The 19032-nt window shown below is 46.7% G+C and carries 11 protein-coding genes and 2 rRNA genes (1 of these 13 cut by a window edge); 9 read left to right on the top strand and 4 right to left on the bottom strand.

The features are described from left to right. A 23S ribosomal RNA gene (locus GA520_RS07725) occupies positions 1 to 2248 on the top strand (it extends 760 nt beyond the left edge of the window). Positions 2249 to 2369: 121 nt separating this feature from the next. Next, a 5S ribosomal RNA gene (gene rrf, locus GA520_RS07720) occupies positions 2370 to 2486 on the top strand. 387 nt (positions 2487 to 2873) lie between these two features. Here the strand turns inward: rrf and GA520_RS07715 are convergent. The 3 genes from GA520_RS07715 to GA520_RS07705 all read right to left on the bottom strand — a co-directional run bounded on the left by GA520_RS07715 (position 2874) and on the right by GA520_RS07705 (position 8017). Next, entirely contained in the window at positions 2874 to 3593 is a 720-nt protein-coding gene (locus GA520_RS07715) for a lipid-binding SYLF domain-containing protein (RefSeq protein ID WP_205749345.1), read from the bottom strand. Between the two features lie 83 nt (positions 3594 to 3676). Beyond that, entirely contained in the window at positions 3677 to 6826 is a 3150-nt protein-coding gene (locus GA520_RS07710) for an efflux RND transporter permease subunit (protein ID WP_163339555.1), read from the bottom strand. Positions 6827 to 6829: 3 nt separating this feature from the next. Then, on the bottom strand, positions 6830 to 8017 hold the full coding sequence (locus tag GA520_RS07705; RefSeq protein WP_163339554.1) for an efflux RND transporter periplasmic adaptor subunit: 1188 nt from the start codon (positions 8015 to 8017) through the stop codon (positions 6830 to 6832). A gap of 215 nt (positions 8018 to 8232) precedes the next feature. Between GA520_RS07705 and GA520_RS07700 the strand changes: the two genes are divergently transcribed. Together GA520_RS07700 and GA520_RS07695 are read left to right on the top strand one after the other, a co-directional pair. Then, on the top strand, positions 8233 to 9567 hold the full coding sequence (locus GA520_RS07700; protein ID WP_163339553.1) for a TolC family protein: 1335 nt from the start codon (positions 8233 to 8235) through the stop codon (positions 9565 to 9567). A gap of 86 nt (positions 9568 to 9653) precedes the next feature. After that, complete coding sequence (locus tag GA520_RS07695) at positions 9654 to 10892, top strand: hypothetical protein (RefSeq protein ID WP_163339552.1); 1239 nt, start codon at positions 9654 to 9656, stop codon at positions 10890 to 10892. 120 nt (positions 10893 to 11012) lie between these two features. Here the strand turns inward: GA520_RS07695 and GA520_RS07690 are convergent, their stop codons facing one another. Continuing rightward, the gene (locus GA520_RS07690) at positions 11013 to 12836 is read right to left on the bottom strand and encodes an SLC13 family permease (RefSeq protein WP_163339551.1); all 1824 of its coding nucleotides are present in this window, start codon (positions 12834 to 12836) and stop codon (positions 11013 to 11015) included. 1083 nt (positions 12837 to 13919) lie between these two features. On the opposite strand from GA520_RS07690, the gene GA520_RS07685 reads away from it, so the two are divergent. The 5 genes from GA520_RS07685 (at position 13920) to GA520_RS07665 (ending at position 18920) form a co-directional block, all read left to right on the top strand. Then, a complete protein-coding gene (locus GA520_RS07685) occupies positions 13920 to 15083 on the top strand; it encodes an ABC transporter substrate-binding protein (protein ID WP_163339550.1) in 1164 nt (387 codons plus the stop codon). 357 nt (positions 15084 to 15440) lie between these two features. After that, positions 15441 to 16352 (top strand): branched-chain amino acid ABC transporter permease, encoded by a 912-nt coding sequence (locus tag GA520_RS07680; protein WP_163339549.1) that lies wholly within the window; start codon positions 15441 to 15443, stop codon positions 16350 to 16352. Positions 16353 to 16363: 11 nt separating this feature from the next. Next, a complete protein-coding gene (locus GA520_RS07675) occupies positions 16364 to 17395 on the top strand; it encodes a branched-chain amino acid ABC transporter permease (RefSeq protein WP_163339548.1) in 1032 nt (343 codons plus the stop codon). A 2-nt stretch (positions 17396 to 17397) separates the two neighbouring features. Then, positions 17398 to 18195, top strand: coding sequence for an ABC transporter ATP-binding protein (locus GA520_RS07670; RefSeq protein ID WP_163339547.1), 798 nt, complete (start codon positions 17398 to 17400; stop codon positions 18193 to 18195). After that, on the top strand, positions 18195 to 18920 hold the full coding sequence (locus GA520_RS07665) for an ABC transporter ATP-binding protein (RefSeq protein WP_163339546.1): 726 nt from the start codon (positions 18195 to 18197) through the stop codon (positions 18918 to 18920). The genes GA520_RS07670 and GA520_RS07665 overlap by 1 nt, the downstream gene beginning before the upstream one ends. The last annotated feature ends 112 nt before the right edge of the window (positions 18921 to 19032 follow it).

The following is a 19032-nucleotide window of genomic DNA, read 5'->3' as shown; positions in this document are numbered from 1 at the left end:
AACTGTTCGGATGAGCTGTGGATAGGAGTGAAAGGCTAATCAAACTCGGTGATAGCTGGTTTTCTCCGAAATATATTTAGGTATAGCCTCACATGATGACTAACGGAGGTAGAGCACTGACAAGACTAGGGGGCCCACCGGCTTACCAACTCTTTTCAAACTCCGAATGCCGTTAAGTTCTAGTGTGGGAGTCAGACTGTGGGAGATAAGTTCCATGGTCGAGAGGGAAACAACCCAGACCGTCAGCTAAGGTCCCAAAATCTATGCTAAGTGGGAAAGGATGTGGAATTGTTTATACAACCAGGAGGTTGGCTTAGAAGCAGCAACCCTTTAAAGAAAGCGTAATAGCTCACTGGTCTAATGAATCCGCGCCGAAAATTTAACGGGGCTAAGCATAGTACCGAAGCTACGGATCTAGAAAGCTGATTTAAGTTTATTAATGAAGTTGGGATGAGAGGTAATTTTGCGAGCAACTACCCTCCCCGGCTAAGCAGCAATTGATAGGTTTAAATCAGCTTTCTAGATGGTAGGAGAACATTGTGGCCGCCTGAGAAGGTACACCGTAAGGAGTGCTGGAGGTTCCACAAGAGCTTATGTTGACACGAGTAGCGAAAAACAAGGTGAGAAACCTTGTCGCCGAAAGCCTAAGGTTTCCTGTAGTCAAGTTAATCTGCTCAGGGTTAGTCGGCTCCTAAGGCGAGGCCGAGAGGCGTAGTCGATGGGAAACAGGTTAATATTCCTGTACCACTATCATAATGTTATGGTAAGGGGGGACGGAGAAGGTAAGGCCATCCGGGCGTTGGTTGTCCCGGTTTAAGCGTGTAGGTTTGGTACTTTGGCAAATCCGGGTACCTTTAAGACTGAGGCGTGATGACGATGTCTTTTAGACAACAAAGTGGCTGGTTCCATGCTTCCAGGAAAATCCTCGTATCTAGTTATGATTGTGACCGTACCGTAAACCGACACAGGTAGGCAGGTAGAGAATACCAAGGCGCTTGAGAGAACTCTGGTTAAGGAACTCGGCAAAATAGCACCGTAACTTCGGGAGAAGGTGTGCCAGCAGGGTGTAATTATTTACTAATGAAGCCTAGTCTGGTTGCAGTGAAATGGGGGGAGCGACTGTTTACTAAAAACACAGGACTCTGCGAAGTCGAAAGACGAAGTATAGGGTCTGACGCCTGCCCGGTGCCGGAAGGTTAAGGGGACGTGTTAGCTTAGGCGAAGCACTGAACCGAAGCCCCGGTAAACGGCGGCCGTAACTATAACGGTCCTAAGGTAGCGAAATTCCTTGTCGGGTAAGTTCCGACCTGCACGAATGGCGTAACGATTTCCCCACTGTCTCAACCAGGGACTCAGCGAAACTGTAGTACCGGTGAAGATGCCGGTTACCCGCAACAAGACAGAAAGACCCCGTGAACCTTTACTACAGCTTGGCATTGGTTTTTGAGGTAACATGTGTAGGATAGGTGGGAGACTTTGAAGTCGGCACGCCAGTGTCGATGGAGTCACCCTTGAAATACCACCCTTGTTATCTTAGGAATCTAACTGCGGTCCGTAATCCGGATCCAGGACATTGTCTGGTGGGTAGTTTGACTGGGGCGGTCGCCTCCTAAAGAGTAACGGAGGCGCGCGATGGTTCCCTCCGGCTGATTGGAAACCAGCCTAAGAGTGTAAAGGCATAAGGGAGCTTGACTGCGAGAGAGACATCTCGAGCAGGTACGAAAGTAGGTCTTAGTGATCCGGCGATTCCGCATGGAAGGGTCGTCGCTCAACGGATAAAAGGTACTCCGGGGATAACAGGCTTATCTCCCCCAAGAGTCCATATCGACGGGGAGGTTTGGCACCTCGATGTCGGCTCATCACATCCTGGGGCTGAAGCAGGTCCCAAGGGTTTGGCTGTTCGCCAATTAAAGTGGTACGCGAGCTGGGTTTAAAACGTCGTGAGACAGTTTGGTCCTTATCTGTTGCGGGCGCAGGAAATTTGAAGAGATCTTCCCCTAGTACGAGAGGACCGGGGTGGACGAACCTATGGTGTTCCAGTTGTTCCGCCAGGGGCATTGCTGGGTAGCTAAGTTCGGCAGGGATAACCGCTGAAAGCATCTAAGCGGGAAGCCCACTCTAAGATGAGATTTCCCATGACATTAGTCATCTGAAGGCTCGTTGTAGACTACAACGTTGATAGGTCGGGTGTGGAAGTGTGGCAACACATGGAGCTAACCGATACTAATAAGCCGTGCGGCTTATCCACATTTTTTTGATTAAAACTAACTACTACTACCCTACTATTCGATTATCTTTGTTTTACCAAGGGAAGGATGTCATAAACCACTCCCCTTCCCCATATACCGAAAAGTAGCACGATTTCTCTTTTCGGCGGTCATAGCGAAGAGGTTCCACCCGTTCCCATTCCGAACACGGAAGTTAAGCTCTTCTGCGCCGATGGTACTGCATGGGAAACTATGTGGGAGAGTAGGTCGCCGCCGATTTATATATACAAAACCCCGATCAGTTTAGACTGATCGGGGTTTTTGCTTTGGTGAACGAGCATATACCTGTTTGGACCTTTCTGGATATACTCAAGAACTTGTTCTTATGTACCCTTACATATTTTCACCCCAAACCGTTCTGTCCAGCCCCACCGTCCCCTTTTCGTCTTACCAGAAGGGGTGACTGTAAGTTCGGTATCGCGGCCTATGCATCATCAAAAAATACTCAAGCCGTGCCTTATCCTGGGCCAAATACTGCTTATGGGAATGAAAACCTGCTATTGAAGTGCAATTGACTTATGCGCTCATCTGCACAATTCATTAAACAATGTGCTTAAAGCATTCTGTCTGGCGTGATCATACTCTTTGCCAGTCAGCTAATTTCTTTTATTTTTTAGTCAGCTCTGCAACAGCTTTTCTCAACCCATCTGCATGTGGATTTGACACAGTCTTCCTGACAAGGATATCAGTTGGACTCACTTCTGCCCCGTAGTACTCTTTATTTCTTTTATCTCTTGTCTTGACTATCGCCCCGTCAAGAGAAACACCCGCAAACGCGCCCTTGGATCGTGCATAAGAGAGTACATCTGCAGTTTGTGCTGCTGTACCACCGCCCACTGGTCCAACTGCCAAAGTTACATCTGCACCAAGCTTAAACGAACTTGCAAGAAGTTTCTCCATCCCTCTGTCAGACATAATCATAAGAATTACTTCAGATGATTCAGCTCCTATCTGCAAACCTACCGAAATAGAACCGAGGGTATAAAAAGCAGGATTCCCCCATTCACCAGTATTGCTGTCCTGAGCAATAAGAACCCCTGAACCACCTGATCCACCAACGAGAAATGCGCCTTTCAGGCTTTGAGGAACAATCAAAAGTGCCTTAGCATTTTTGACATTGTCTCGGAACCATGTAAGATCCGGATCAGCTCCGAATGTTTTCACAACCAGAGCAGCACTATCAACAATTTTTTCAGTAGTTACCTTGTCTGATGCGAATGCTGAACAAACCGATAATTGAAACATCACCAAGAATACAACCACAACAGATCGTCGAAGCTTCATAGTAATCCTCCTAAATATGATGGTGTGAAAGGATTCTGGCAACAGGAATTCCTATTGCCAGAGACAAGAGTATACTGCAATGCTGAACGGGAGTTGCCACGAAGCCCCTACCCGTCCAGTTATTACTAAATTGATTCCCTGTTTTTCACTTCCTGTTCGACGTCCACGACGAGCTCACGCATGGTTTCCAACAGAACGTAAATGACAGGCACCAGTATGGTGCTAATGAAAGTAGCTGCGACCATACCACCTAAAACAACGACACCTATCGACTTCATGGTCATTGCACCTGCACCCGTCGCAACTGCAAGTGGTGCAACACCAAACACAAAAGAGAGGATAGTCATCATAATTGCCCTGAAACGCAGCTTCGCAGCAGTTAAGGCAGCATCGGCAATGGCAGCTCCCTGTTCCCTCTGCTCTTTAGCTACCTCAATAATGAGTATAGCATTTTTTGACGAGAGACCGATAAGCAAAACCAAACCGATCTGGGCAAAAAGATTATTATCGAGCCCTGCAAAACTCTGTGCAAGTAATGCACCTAGCATAACAAGAGGTACTGACACCATAATCATAATGGGTAGTATCCAGCTTTCATACTGTGCAGCAAGCACGAGATAGACAACAATGAGGGCAAAGGCAAAGACATATACCTGACTGTTTCCGGCCAGTCTCTCCTGGTAGGACATACCGGACCACTCATAACCATAGGTGTTGTCCTTTGGTAAAACACGATCTGCCACTTCCTCCATTGCCTGCATTGCCTGGCCGGAGCTGAAACCCGGTGCAGCTGAACCATTGATTGTAATCGAGCGATACATATTATAATGGCCAAGATCTGAGGGACCAGTGGTGGTTTCAAGTGTAACAAGGGTTGATACCGGCACCATGCCCCCCACCCTGTTTCGGACAAAAAGCTCATTTATATCATTCACTTCACTTCTAAAGGACTTATCGGCCTGAACGTAGACCCTGAAGACCTTCCCGAATTTAGTAAAATCATTTATATACATTGATCCAAGATAGGTCTGCAGCGTGCTAAATAGTTCGGCAAGGTCAACACCGAGTGCCGCGGCCTTTTTCCTGTCTATATCGAGTCTGATAAAGGGGTAATTGGGGGCATACACAGTGTATGCCATCCCTATCCTCGGATCCTTGTTCGCCTCCGCAATAAGGTTATAGGCATGCGAAACAAAGGTGTTAACATCCCCTGCAAGATAATCCTGTAATCGAAAGTCAAATCCACCCACGGCACCAATCCCCGGGATACCCGGGACATTGAAGGCAACCACATTGGCATCTGTAATAGTGGCCCCACGTCTATTAATCTCTTTTAATATCTTCGCGATATCAAGATCTGCATCACCTCTTTCAGCCCATGATTCCAGTGACACAAAACCGGCTCCAGCACTTGTATCAAGAGTACTTGTCAGCATATTAAAGCCGTCAATCAATACGGCATCTTTTACACCTTCAATATCCATCAGGATGTTCTCGACATTACCTCGAACTTCACTGGTTCTACTCAAGGCTGTACCCGGTTTAAGATTAAACATCACGAGTAGCGCCCCTTTGTCTTCTTCAGGTACAAATCCAGTTGGTGTTGTTTTCAGCGTCCACCATGTAGCTGCCAGTAAAGCAATAAAAACACAGACAACAACCCACCGCATCTTGATAAGAAACCGTACAAGCCGACTATACACAGCGGTAAGCCATTCAAAAAAATTGTCGAACTTCTGAAACAGGATAAACTTACTTTTCCCTTCAGCGAATCGGCGTATCACAATAGCTGACAGTGCCGGAGACAAAGTCATTGCATTGAGAGAAGAGATCAACACGGCAAAACATATGGTCAGTGAAAACTGGCGGTAAATACTCCCCGTCAACCCCGGCATCAGAGAAACCGGGACAAAAACTGCAACCAGAACCAGGGTTGTGGCGATAATAGGACCTATGAGTTGCAACATGGCCTTTTTTACCACCTGTGGAATGGTAAGGTTCTTTTCCTCATTCATTATCCTCTCAACATTTTCAACGACAAGAATCACGTCATCGACCACGATACCAATTGCCAGGATAAGTCCAAAAAGGGTCAGAAAGTTTATAGAAAAACCGGCGGCATACATAACCCCAAAGGTCCCCACCAATGAAACAGGGATGGCTACCGAGGCAATTACTGTCGGCCTCCAGGATCCAAGAAAAACAAAAACGATCAGAATCACGAGAGCAACTGCGATGATGAGGTTTTTTACAACATTCTGAATCGCCACATCGACAAAAAGGGTCGTATCGTAAGGGATTGAATATGTTACGCCTTCAGGAAAGCGCTGTTTGAGCTCTTCCATCTTGGCCACTGCCCTCTTTTTAATCTCAAGGGCATTAGCTCCAGGCAGTTGATAGATGGCTACAGAAGCGGCAGGTTTTTTGTTTACCCTGGAATTCCAGTCATATTTCTCTGCCCCAAGTTCTATAGTGGCTACATCTCCGAGATAGACGAGGGTTCCATCATCAAGATACTTCACAACTATATTCTCGAACTGCCTTACATCATCAAGTTGCCCTTCGGCGGTAAGAATGAACTGAATCTGCTGGTCGTCATATGTTGGTGGAGCCCCCAGTCTGCCAAGAGCGGCCTGTCTGTTCTGCGATTGAATAGCGGCAATTACCTCATTCGGACTCATACCCATTGACTTGATTCGGTCCGGATCCAGCCAGATACGCATCGAATACTTCTTTTCACCAAGGTTCTCAGCTTTTCCGACACCTGGAATCCTTCGTAATTCGTCGAGGATATTAATAGTCACATAGTTACTGAGAAAACCTTCGTCGTACCTTTCATCACCCGTAAGAGCGATAAGAGTGACAATAGAGGGTGATTGCTTATCAACGATAACCCCTTGCTGACGTACCTCCGCAGGAAGTTGAGGGGTTGCCATGGAAACCTTGTTCTGCACATCAACGGCTGCAATATCCAGGTCATAACCAGGCTCAAAATAGACATTGATCGATGAGGTTCCGGCACTGGTGCTCGAAGACTGCATGTAGATCATGCCCTGGACACCGTTGATCCTGTCTTCAAGCGGTCGGGTAACTGCTTTCTCTACAGTGAACGCATTGGCGCCGACATACGAGGCTGATACAACCACCGTCGGCGGAGCTACATCCGGGTACTCCTGGATGGGAAGAATAGACAGGGAGACTATCCCACCCAGCACGATGAGCAGGGATATTACCATAGCAAAGATCGGGCGCTTTATGAAAAAGATGGAAAACATTATTTACTCCGTTTTTTCAAGCATGCCCGATTCGGCAAGTTGGGCACGAATACCCTTGGTAGCTGTCACATCTACCGCCTGCACATTTCTGCCATTTGATACCTTTGCCAGGCCGCTGACGATCACCTTCTCACCACCTTCCAGACCTTTTGTAATCATCGCATAGTGCCGATTTTCATATCCCTTTTCAATATCAACCCGTTTGGCCAGGTTATCTTCACCGACAACATAAACAAAGCTTGATCGCTGGTCTTCCTGAATGGCACTGGGTTGCACCATGATAAAACTAGGGCGATCAGTAACCATTACCTCAACGTAAACAAAGGTCCCTTCAAGCATGGTGTGCTCATGATTGGCAACTTCGGCTCTCATGGTAATTGTTCCGGTCTGCTGATCAACCTTGTTATCTGTAAAACCAACCTGCCCCCTCAGGGATTCCCGCTTGAGTAAACCGTCGGCTTTTTCACGCACAGTCACCCGGGCATCCATTTTGTCCTGGGATTTGTATTGCCGCATCAGCTGAAACTGACGCTCGGTTGGATTAAAATATGCAAACATAGGATTGTCGTTCACAATAGTCGTTAACAGGGTTGGTTCTCCATACCCCACTATATTGCCGACATCTATAAGGCTTCGACCTATCGTTCCGGAAATTGGTGCGACAATATCGGTATAACTAAGGTTCAGTTCCGCTTCCCGGATGGTGGCATTATTCGCTTTAATGGCCGCTTCCAACTCGGCGACTTTTGCCTCGTATTGTTCCAGTGTTGCCCGGGGAGCAAGCTCTTCAGCAACAAGCGGCTCATATCGTTCAACATCTTTTCTGGCAAGAGACAGGGTAGCCTCATTCTGCTGTAATTGCGCCTTCGCCTGGGCAAGAGTAGCCTCATATTGGTCTTTTTCTAGAGTAAAAAGAGTCTCGCCTTCTTCAACAAAATCACCCTCCTGAAAAAGAATCTGTTCGAGACGTCCTGAGACCCTGGCTCGAATTTCCACTCGTTTCGTAGCTACCGTTTTACCTGTAAATTCAAGCCATATGGGAATCTGATCCTTACTGGCAATTACCACCTCAACCGGAAGAGGCGGCGGAGCCTGCTGCGTAGTTTCCGCTTTATCACGTTCCTCGCTGCAGCCTGGAAGCATCAGACCGATACAAAAAATCAACAATACGCCGAAACGAATACACCCCATCAAAAGCCCCCTTTGTTTCAAAATAATTAAAGGCAGATACCAAACTTTTTGGTAGTCAGAAAATTATATCAGTCATTGTTAATCCTTTTAACTGTAAAAACAAGTCAGGATATGGTTTTCTAAAAAAAATAGTAGTTAAATGCTTCTGTTTAATGCATTTTACTCTCAACAGTCATCTTTACCTATCAAATTAACCCCTTCAAGGGAGAAGAATCATGACCTATCGAAGCAGTCTCATTTCTCTATTTCTATTGCTAGCGTCATTTTCACCTCTGTCGCCCGCCCGCAGCGAGACACTTCTACTGGATCTGGAAAATGCCATTACTATAGCGATCAAAAACAATCCGCAGCTTGAAATCGTCAGACAACAGTATGCCGGGAGTGAAGCTGTAGTCCAGCAATACAAGTCCTTATATTGGCCACATCTCTCAGCGGGAGGTGATTATGGCAGGACACATGTAAATGACCTGAAGCCAGTTGACGAGGACAATGTCGGATCTCTCCTACTAGGAGTGACCCAGTTGATCTATGACTTTGGCAGAACGACAGGACTTATAGATGTAGGACGATTTTCCAGGGATGCCATATCAGAAAACCTCAAACAAAATTACCATGACATTATTCTGGATGTAAAAAGGAGCTATTATTCCGTTCTCGAAACAAAAGAATTGATCGGAGTCGCACAGCAAGCTGTTGAAAATTATCAGAAGCAGCTCTATCGTGCCCAAAAATACCTCAAGGCCGGTGTACGGACACGCATAGATGTCACGAATGCCGAGGTCAACCTCTCAAACCAGAGGCTGCGTCTGTTACAGGCAAAGGCGGATTTTACGAGTGCACGAGTGAGATTAGAGCAGGTGCTCGGCACCCGTCCCAACGATGGAGATTATGAGGTTGGTTCCAATGCACCGGCTCTGGAATCCCTGGTAGGCAAGAAACCGGAAATGCCCGGCCCTCTCCCTGACCTTTTGGATACGGCAGATCAAAACAGACCTGGCCTTCAGCAATACACCTATCTTATCCAGGCAGCGGATGCCCAGATTACAAGGGCTCAAGGAGACTACTGGCCGGTTTTCTCAGCATCGGGCGGGTATCAGAGTTATGAGACAGACCTGGCAACACTCAATGACCAATGGCAAGTCGGCGTTGGCCTGACCTGGGAGTTCTTCTCCGGATTTGAGACAGAAGCAAAGGTCGCTGAAGCCAAAGCCGCCATGAGAGAGGTGAGCGCTTCTCTTCGCCAGTTCAACCTCTCCGTCATCCAGGAGGTAACCGATAGTTTTAATAGAGCTGATGAGAACAGGGCAAGCGTAGACATCGCCGGACAATCACTTGGACTCGCAGCAGAAAACCTCACTTTAGCCGAGAAAAGGTACCAAAGCGGCCTGGGTGATCTGCTCGAATTCAACGACGCTCAACTTCTTTACACCCAAAATCAAACCAGCCTTGTAGTTGCCTATTTTGGCTATTTAACAACCCTGGCCCAGATTGAACGGGCAGTTGGTGTTATTCCTGAGCTGGCCGATTTTGATTATTTTAAGACACCTTGATTATGTCATCGTGATACAGGCAGAACAACAGACATCTGTTCCAGTAGCCAATAGCATTTATAATTAAAAACCATTAAGGAGCGCTCATGACCTCACTCGGTTTTCGCGTTCTGCTTATCTGTTTTTTCCTCATTCTCACCGCTGAAAGCTCCCTGGCTGCTGTCTCTATCAAAGGCGATGCCAGGGTACGCTACCTGGTTAAGGATAACTACCTTTTTGGTAACACCAATGCCACCACTTTAGACACTTTTGACTCCCGAACACGCCTAGTTATCGAGGCAAAATCTTCTGGTGGTGCCTTTGCAAAGGTTCGCATCAGGTCCAATGTGAATTGGGGTGACGGTAACAGGGAAGAAACCAAGATTACCCCTACAGCCGACTTTGCATATATCGGTGTACCGTTTGGTTCAGTTGACGTTGAAGCAGGTAACATGAAAAGCAATATTACCCGTTTTCTGGAGTGGGACCAGTCAGCAGACCAGGTCACTATAGACTGGAACATGCTCGATGTGGACTGGACCGGCATTTATCGTATACTTGATGAAAGTGATTATTCCCAAGTCGAAATGGATCGTCTCGATAATAATGACCATGTCCTCTATGGTCTTGTTGCCAAGAAAAAGTTCGCTGAGCACTGGCGTGGCCAGGCAAACCTCTTTTACGCTGATGATAAACGTGATGAATATAACACAGGCAGTTATATGTCTTCGGCCAGCGGTATGTTCTGGTCAATGTTTTTCGAGGGTTCCTACAAAAACCTGCAACTCGAATCTGAGTTGGCCTTCAAATCCGCTAATACCAGACAGTCCAGGGATGAAAACGGCTTTGTCATCAACGGCCTTAACATCAATCAGGGAGACGGCTGGGGCTGGTATTTTCAGTGCGCCATGGCCGCCGGTGCGTTCACTCCGACCCTGAATATCGGAATTGCGGCCAACGGTTATGAAGCAGACAATGATTTCGGCTGGATCATGGTTGGAAACAGCAACAACGAACCTATTTCCGTACTTAGCCAATTAGGGGAGAATGGTGACTGGTTTTGGATTGCCCCTTCTCTATTGTATCGGGTTTCAGAAAAAACGGACCTGAAGGGTAATCTTGTCTGGGTATCCGTCGATGCCTCCGAGAGTGATTCCGACACCATGCTCCAATTTAAGAATCTGTATGAAGTATCTGCTGAACTCTTCTATCAAATCACTGACTCCACCAGCTTTACCTGGAAGGCCGGCCTCCTTATACCGGAAATTGAGGGGGCCTATGATGGCAGTTCTGCAAAAGACGATACAGCCTTCGGCACGTACGCCAGACTGCAAGTCCAGTTTTAGCCCAAGCACTTAATGGAAATCGCCTGAGCGTGACATGCACTTATCTCATAGCAGCAAGTTCACAACATGACCTCAGACGTTTACCAGGTGACAGCTTGCACTCTTATGCAGAAAATCTGGTTATAGAAAAAGGACCCACACCAATAACAGGGTAGTAAACATGGTGAGTAACTGAAGTGGAACCCCAATTTTCAGGAAATCCAAAGGCGTGTACCTTCCAGGTTCCAGAACCAGCATATTCACTGGTGATGATACCGGCATGGCATATGCTGCAGAACAGGCGATAGCCACTGTCATGGCGAGGGCATGTGGTGAAACACCTAGATTAAGAGCAGCATCGATCACTATAGGAGCCAGGATTATGGCCGTTGCAGTATTGGATATAAAGTAGCCAAGTGTAACGGTAATACCAAACACAATCAAGACCATGACTACTTCAGACTGGCCACTCAAAACAGACATCAGCTTTTCTGAAATGAGTGCTGTTCCCCCAGTTTTGTCAAGTGCCGTTGCAAGAGGCAGGATAGAGGCCACGAGCACTACTGTCGGCCATTCAATAGTATTATAAAGTGTCTTGAGTTCAACACAACGGGTAAATATCAGGGCCAGTACAGTCAACACGACGACGGTGGCAACGTGCAAACCCGTAAGCGCCATAGCTCCCACCATCATAGCCATTATTGGAATGACATAGCGGATCTTTCCTTCAACCTTAGCCACATCCTTATACTCTTCAGGCAGTGTCAGTAATACAAACTCTTTAATCTGGTTACGTAGCTTCAGGATATCTTTCCACGCACCGTTAATCAACAGTACATCACCAGACTCGATAACCACGTCTCCATAATCAAGATCAATTGCCTGACCGCGCCTCCTAATCGCTATAACCGTCACCTTATGTCTTGTAAAAATCTGACTCTGCCTAAGGGTCTTCCCGACAAGTGTGGAATCTGGAACTGCCATAACCTCTGCAAGTCCAATTTTTCCGCTCAGAATTGTAAAATCTTCGACCCGTGGAAGAGGTAAAGGACTGAGACACATATCCTCTCTCAGTCTTAAAATATTCTCTTCCTTTCCTGAAACATACAGAGCATCCCCATTGTGGAAAACTGATTTCGCGGTGGCATTCTCGAATCGTATGCGCCCCTGATCATGTTTCTCAAAACCTATGAGCTCTATTCCGTAGGTATCACGAACTCCCATTCTAGCCACAGCACGATCAATTAATGGCGAGGCAGGCAACACCCGCAATCGAGAAAACCGCTGCAGCAAATTGTATTTATCAAGAAGATCACGGATAGTCAGCGACTGATGTTCTGTCGACCCGCCCCTGTTGCTTGACAACAACCCTCTCCCTACTGCAAGCATAAATATGGTTACTACGGCTAACGTCAGGCAACCAAATGGGGTAAAGCTGAAAAAGTTAAACGGCGCCAACTGACGCTCTTTCAATGCCTGGCTGACAATGAGATTGGGAGCTGTTGCCACGAGTGTCATCATACCGCTGATGAGTGCTGCAACTGAGAGAGGCATCAACAACCTTCTCTTATTTAAATTTGTCTTGCGCGCAATACTCAGTCCGATAGGCAGGAAAATTGCCATCACAGCTGTTGAACTCATAAATGCACCGATTCCTCCAATCGCACACATCATAAGAGGAATGATTTTCTTTTCTTTCGAACGGCCCAGTCTCAATATTATTGCAGCAAGCCGCTGTGCTGCACCTGTGCAGACAAGTGCTTCACTGATGATGAACATACCGGCAATAATTATTACTGCGGGCTCTGAAAAACCGGCTAGAGATTCATTCACTGTCAAAATCCCGGAAACCATGAGAATTGACATGGTGAGCAACCCAACGATATCACTACGAATCCAACCAGTTACAAACAATACGCCCGCGCAGGTCAAAATTGAGAGCACAATGATAAGTGAAGAATCCATAAATTCCAGTCAGTTCGAAAATAAAATAACCAACGACTATGATACGAGTCGCTGATAGTATAGTCCGTGAACGCCTGCTTCTCTCTACTCCTCATTACCATTTACTGCCGGTACGTTCCGCCATCCCAGCACAGACACTCACCTATTAAGACGATCAATATAACCGTTTCGATATTATTAGGATGTACAATTCAAGTCCGACAATCGAATATTTTTCCTGAGCATGCCTATCATATGATGTTTTGGCAATAATGATAACTCTAGAATAGCTTCCATCTAAAAACTCCGCATTTTGTTCAAAATCGAGGCGAGACTCTCATTTTTATCGCAAGCATATAGTTGATATCCTACGAATAAAAGCGAGAGTCGCAACGCTGAGATTGGAAAGCATGGTAGTTTCAGGATGGGAGCTGGAATAAATACTGCGGACAGTATATGACAACTTCCAGTCGTTTATCAAACCACTGGTAAGTACGCCCTCTTGAAAATACCTTGAAAAATAAGGTCATGATTATTTGTCACAGTGCCACCCTTCAAGTTGCATAGAAACGTTTCATCACACCTGAGCTGTTCAGTTGTCGATATGAGTAGACCCACATTTCTTTATCCCAATCCCCTCTTGTCATTTTTGCCCATCCCTTTCCTGGAGTGATATCCTCAAAACAATTGACCATTTCTATTACGATCTACACTTTCTAACTCCATTCTTGAGGTTTTCACAATTTTTACCCACCACCTCAAACTATCATATATATACTTAGCAATACGGGGTTTTTTATCTTATATTACAACAGTTATTTATAAGCACAGCTGATTCTTCATATCATTTTCTAGCATAAGCGGACATGTATGTTTGTACCCTCCATTATTACACCTCGGACTACCCAGGATTTGGAAACCAAGTTTCCCTTAAATTTTTTACTTGAATCTTTGTCACATTACTGTACATAGTGATTCGTTATGTTTGGATTTTAATTCATTTTTGTAATTTTTTACCGGGAACTGTTCACAACAACCACGTAGTAGCAGTTGTAAAGAAAGGATCGTTACTGCAGTATTACTAACAAAAGAGGAGAGAATCACATGACCAAGAAGCTTGTAGCAGCCTTATTCACTTGCTCGACCTTGCTGGCCACTTCCGCGATGGCCGCAGACACTATCAAGATCGGATACAATATTCCAATGACCGGCGATATCCCGAAAGTTGGTGAATCATCAAAATTGTCCGCCGAAATGTTAAAAGCTGATATCAACGGCGCAGGTGGCCTTGAGGTTGGCGGTAAAAAGTATATGCTCGAATTTGTATACGAGGACAATGAAGCAAAAGCAGAGTCCGCCGTTACCACAGCACTCAAACTCATCGAGAAAGATGAGATTCTGGCCATGATCGGTCCGAACTCCAGTAAGCAGGCCGTACCAGCAGGTCAGGTTGCAGATGACAACCAAACTGTCATGGTTACCCCATGGTCCACGAACCCCGACACCACCCTGGACCGCCCCTGGGTTTTCCGGGCCGCCTTTCTTGACCCCTTCCAGGGTCCGGTTGCCGTAAACTTTGCTGTCAAAACCTTTAACGCTAAGACAGCGGCAGTACTCTATGATTTATCAAATGATTACTCCAAAGGCCTGGCTGAGATTTTCAAGGATATCTTTGAAGAAAAAATTGGCGCAGGAAGCGTTGTTGCCTTTGAAAGTCATGGCACAAAAGATCAGGATTTTTCTGCTCAGCTGACGAAGATCATATCTGCAAAACCTGATTTCATTTTCCTGCCGGACAACTACAATCAGGTTGCCCTCATCGTCAGGCAGGCCCATCAACTTGGCTATAAAGGCCAGTTCATGGGTTCAGACGCATGGGGTTCATCTGAACTGATGACACTCTGTGGCGACGATTGTAAAGGTCTTTACTTCTCCACTCATTATGCAGCCGCGGGTGCAACAGGAGCGACCAAGGAGTTCATCGACCGTTATTCAGAGAAGTATGGCGAAACCCCTGACGATGTTGCAGCTCTTACCTGGGATGCCACCCGAATCGTTCTGAAGGCAATTCAGGATACCGGAGGACTCACAGGCAAACTGAGAAAAGACCGTAAAGCTGTTCGTGAAGCAATGGCCGCCATCCCTTCATTTGACGGAATTACCGGCTCCATGAAATTTGACGAACAGGGCGACCCTGTTAAGTGCGCGGTTGTTGTTAAAATTAGCGACACCGGAACCTTCGAGTTCACCGAATCTGTCTGCCCGTAAATCTGTCAGCCAGTATTTTTCATGAGCATTGTGTCCTTTCAAGATTTCATTAGATCTTGCAGTTTGTTAACGCAACATCCGTATATGACTGAATTTGTGCAATGCTCACCAAAGGCCAATCCATGCGGCATCGTCTTCTTCAGTATTTTAGCAATGAACATAGCACACCATGGTTCACTGCCAAAAACACCGAACCTGACGCCGCCTGAACTGATAAGAAATTTGGGTTACATATCTTCGGCTTTTTGATTTCATTGATCAGGTCGGCATGAAGCCGACCTGATCTTTTTTACCAACATATTTGAGAACTGTTTCGCCCTTCACATCGAAGGCTGTTGCAGGTACCAGAGGCGTTACATGGTAGAAAGTATTATTCAAAATTTAATAAATGCATTGCAGTGGGGCAGCTTTTACGCGCTCATCGCCCTCGGTTACACGATGGTTTATGGCGTGTTGACACTTATCAACTTTGCCCACGGTGACGTCTTCATGGTCGGTGCCTACATCGCATTTTTTGTTGCGACCATGCTACTTACATCTCTTGGGTTGCCCGGATGGGTAGCCCTGGCACTCACCATCCCGCTTACCATGATACTGACCTCCATGGTAGGTGTCAGTCTTGAGCGAGTCGCCTACAGGCCATTGCGAAGGAAAGGTGCACACAGACTGTATGTGGTTATCACCGCACTCATGTGTGGTCTGATTCTGGAACATGCGAACCTCGCCGTTCTCGGTGCCAGCAGAAAGGCTTTTCCCTCACTTATCACAGAACACGTCTACACGATTGGCGGAGTAACTTTCACCAACCTGAAAATTGCCGTAATTATTACCGCAATTCTTTCTTTTTTCATTCTTCAGTGGATCGTTTCCCGCACCAAGGTAGGGATGGCCATGAGAGCCATATCCTATGACAAATTTGCGGTGCCTTTGATGGGAATACCCATAGACTCGATTATTGTCATAACCTTTATACTTGGCTCCGGTTTTGCCGGCCTTGCAGGTGTGCTGTTTGCGATGAGCTATCCCATTCTTGAACCTTACATGGGTGCACTTATCGGCTGGAAGGCCTTTATCGCTGCCGTTGTAGGCGGTATCGGCGATATCCGTGGCGCCTTCCTGGGCGGTTTTCTTCTCGGAGCAGTTGAGATTCTAGTGGTGGCGGTCTTTCCGTCAACCTATCGCGACCTGATCGCCTTTACGGTGCTCCTTGTCATACTCTCGTTTAAACCGACAGGTCTCTTCGGCGTCGCCAAGACCACCAAGATATAAAGGGGGAACAGATGCTGAAAAGAGCTTTTTTCCAACGGTATTCAGTTCACCTGCTCCTGGTCACTATCGGCGGTGTCATTACCTGGCTGGCCTATGAAGAAGCAGTGAGCCTATACATCCTCTCTGTAATGATGTTCATGGGAGTCAATATTATCCTCTCCACCAGCCTGAACCTGGTGAATGGCAATATGGGGGAGTTTTCATGTGGCCATGCAGGGTTCATGTGTGTCGGCGCGTATGTCTCATCCATACTCGGAGTGTTGTTGTTTTCAAAAGATAAAGTTTTTGGAGCCCCACTTCTCGACCCTGGCCTGGCCCTTTATTGTTTTCCATTTATCATTCTGGCCGGCGGGGTTGCCGCAGCTTTTGCAGGACTTTTAGTCGCCTTACCTTCCTACAAAACCCGTGGCGATTATCTTGCTATTATTACTATAGCCGCCAACTACATTATCATCAGTCTTATTGAGAACCTGGGAGTCATTGGTGGTTCCCGTGGATTCATGGGGATGAAGAAAGTCGTAAACGCCATGGGCGACACTATTGACCTCCCCTGGATGGTTATCTGGGTCTTCATCTTCACCATTTTCACAGTGTGGATATTGCGCCGTTACAACTCTTCCACCTTCGGTAAGGGCGTCGCCGCAATTTGCCAAGACGAAGTCGCAGCGGAAATCATGAGTGTCAACACCAACAAAATGAAAACGATCACCTTTATGCTCTCTTCCGGTCTTGCCGGAGTAGCAGGTGGTCTGTTTGCCTATATTATTGGTTATGTCAATCCTGGAAGTTTCAATATCCTGAAATCCACTGAAGTCCTCGTCATGGTCTACCTTGGCGGCATGGCCTCCCTTTCAGGCGCCGTAATGTCTGCAATTTTATTTACAATCCTGCTGGAACTCCTTCGCCCTCTGCAGATCATCAAATGGGTTGTTATCCCGCTGGTGCTCATTGTCCTCATGCAGTTCAGGCCGGAAGGCATCATGGGCAACCGTGAACTTTCCGATATGTTCCCCAGGCTGAAACGCTTTTACCGGTTTAAATGATTATGACGAAAGATACTCAAACATCGACTGATAATCCGGTCCTCGAAATACGCGGCCTTACCCAGCGCTTCGGTGGCCTGACAGCAGTCTCAGATTTCAATATCGGCCTGGGTCAGAATAAAATGGCCGGGCTCATAGGACCCAACGGTGCTGGCAAAACAACCGTTTTCAACCTGGTCAGTGGCTTTTACCAGCCTACTGAAGGGCAGATTTTTATCAACGGCCATCCCACTGCCGGGCTTAAACCACACAAAGTTACTTCACTAGGCGTTGCCAGGACCTTTCAGAACATCAGATTATGGAATCAGATGACGGTACTGGATAACATTCGGGTTGCCCAGCATGGAAGTCTTGGATACGGCTTTTTCCATGCAATCATGCGAACAAAAAAATACACCGAATGTGAACAGCAGATAGAAAAAGAAGCCAGAGAACTATTGAAGTTTTTTGACCTCGACCGCTATGCTGACGAATATCCAACCAACCTCGCTTATGGGCTCCAGCGTAAACTTGAGATTGTGCGTGCCCTCTCTGAAAAACCAAAACTGCTTCTGCTTGATGAACCTGCAGCCGGTCTTAACTCGGTTGATATTCAGGAGCTTATCCGTCTGGTCCGGTGGATTCATGAAACATTTGATGTTACCATCTGGATGATTGAGCATCATATGGACGTCATGATGGAACTCTGCAACGACATCAAGGTCATAGACTTCGGTGAGACCATCGCTGAAGGCACAGCAGAACATGTACGAAATCATCCCGCGGTAATGACCGCATATCTCGGAGACGATAATATATAATGTTGCTTTCTGTTGAAAATCTCATAGTCAAATATGGAAATATTCAGGCCTTACACGGGATAAGCTTTAATGTGGACCAAGGTGAGATTGTCACCTTGATCGGGGCTAACGGCGCTGGGAAGACTACCAGCCTCTATTCCATCACCCGCCTGCCCCCTCCTGAGGCCCCAAAAGTAATCTCCGGAGAAATCAAGTATAAAGGAGAATCAATACTTACAACCGCCCCAGATTCAGTCGTCAAGGATCTCAAATGTGCGCTTGTTCCGGAGGGCCGTCATATTTTCGGCAATCTGACCGTTATGGAAAACCTGGTTTTAGCGACCTATTCCCGTGACAAGAATACAGATTTTGAACCGGAATACGAGCGTATATTCTCCCTTTTTCCCCGCCTTAAGGAACGACGTGAACAGCGTAGCGAGTCCCTTTCTGGTGGAGAACAGCAAATGCTTGCTGTCGGCAGGGCCCTGATGACAGGATGCGATTTTCTGCTTCTTGACGAGCCCTCTATGGGTCTCGCCCCCGTGCTGAAATATGAACTTTTTCGAACCTTGAAACAACTTAACGAAGAAGGCATGACTATCCTGCTTATCGAACAGAACGCCAACCTCGCCCTCCACTTGGCTTCACGAGGTTATGTTCTTGATACCGGTAAAATAGTTGCCGAAGGGACATCAGCTGAACTTCTTGGCAATCCTGAGGTCAAAAAAGCCTATCTCGGAGGCTAATCATTTCCAAACAGTGCGGTCTTGGTCTGAATCGAGCCCGCACTGCACCCATTTTGTCATTATATCTCTGATCGCCTGGTATTATATAGTAACAGAGGTAATCAAGGATACT

Origin of the sequence: Desulfopila sp. IMCC35008 (assembly GCF_010646885.2) — a bacterium.
In the GTDB taxonomy this organism is placed as follows: Bacteria; Desulfobacterota; Desulfobulbia; order Desulfobulbales; family Desulfocapsaceae; genus Desulfopila.
Note: the sequence above shows the minus strand (reverse complement) of the source record. Positions and strands in the feature narration are given on the sequence as shown.

What these genes read in the sequence shown, in the direction of transcription:
- GA520_RS07710 (WP_163339555.1), bottom strand. Translation starts at nt 6,826, where the DNA reads ATGTTTTCCATCTTTTTCATAAAGCGCCCGATCTTTGCTATGGTAATA.
- GA520_RS07705 (WP_163339554.1), bottom strand. Translation starts at nt 8,017, where the DNA reads ATGGGGTGTATTCGTTTCGGCGTATTGTTGATTTTTTGTATCGGTCTG.
- GA520_RS07700 (WP_163339553.1), top strand. Translation starts at nt 8,233, where the DNA reads ATGACCTATCGAAGCAGTCTCATTTCTCTATTTCTATTGCTAGCGTCA.
- GA520_RS07695 (WP_163339552.1), top strand. Translation starts at nt 9,654, where the DNA reads ATGACCTCACTCGGTTTTCGCGTTCTGCTTATCTGTTTTTTCCTCATT.
- GA520_RS07690 (WP_163339551.1), bottom strand. Translation starts at nt 12,836, where the DNA reads ATGGATTCTTCACTTATCATTGTGCTCTCAATTTTGACCTGCGCGGGC.
- GA520_RS07685 (WP_163339550.1), top strand. Translation starts at nt 13,920, where the DNA reads ATGACCAAGAAGCTTGTAGCAGCCTTATTCACTTGCTCGACCTTGCTG.
- GA520_RS07680 (WP_163339549.1), top strand. Translation starts at nt 15,441, where the DNA reads ATGGTAGAAAGTATTATTCAAAATTTAATAAATGCATTGCAGTGGGGC.
- GA520_RS07675 (WP_163339548.1), top strand. Translation starts at nt 16,364, where the DNA reads ATGCTGAAAAGAGCTTTTTTCCAACGGTATTCAGTTCACCTGCTCCTG.
- GA520_RS07670 (WP_163339547.1), top strand. Translation starts at nt 17,398, where the DNA reads ATGACGAAAGATACTCAAACATCGACTGATAATCCGGTCCTCGAAATA.
- GA520_RS07665 (WP_163339546.1), top strand. Translation starts at nt 18,195, where the DNA reads ATGTTGCTTTCTGTTGAAAATCTCATAGTCAAATATGGAAATATTCAG.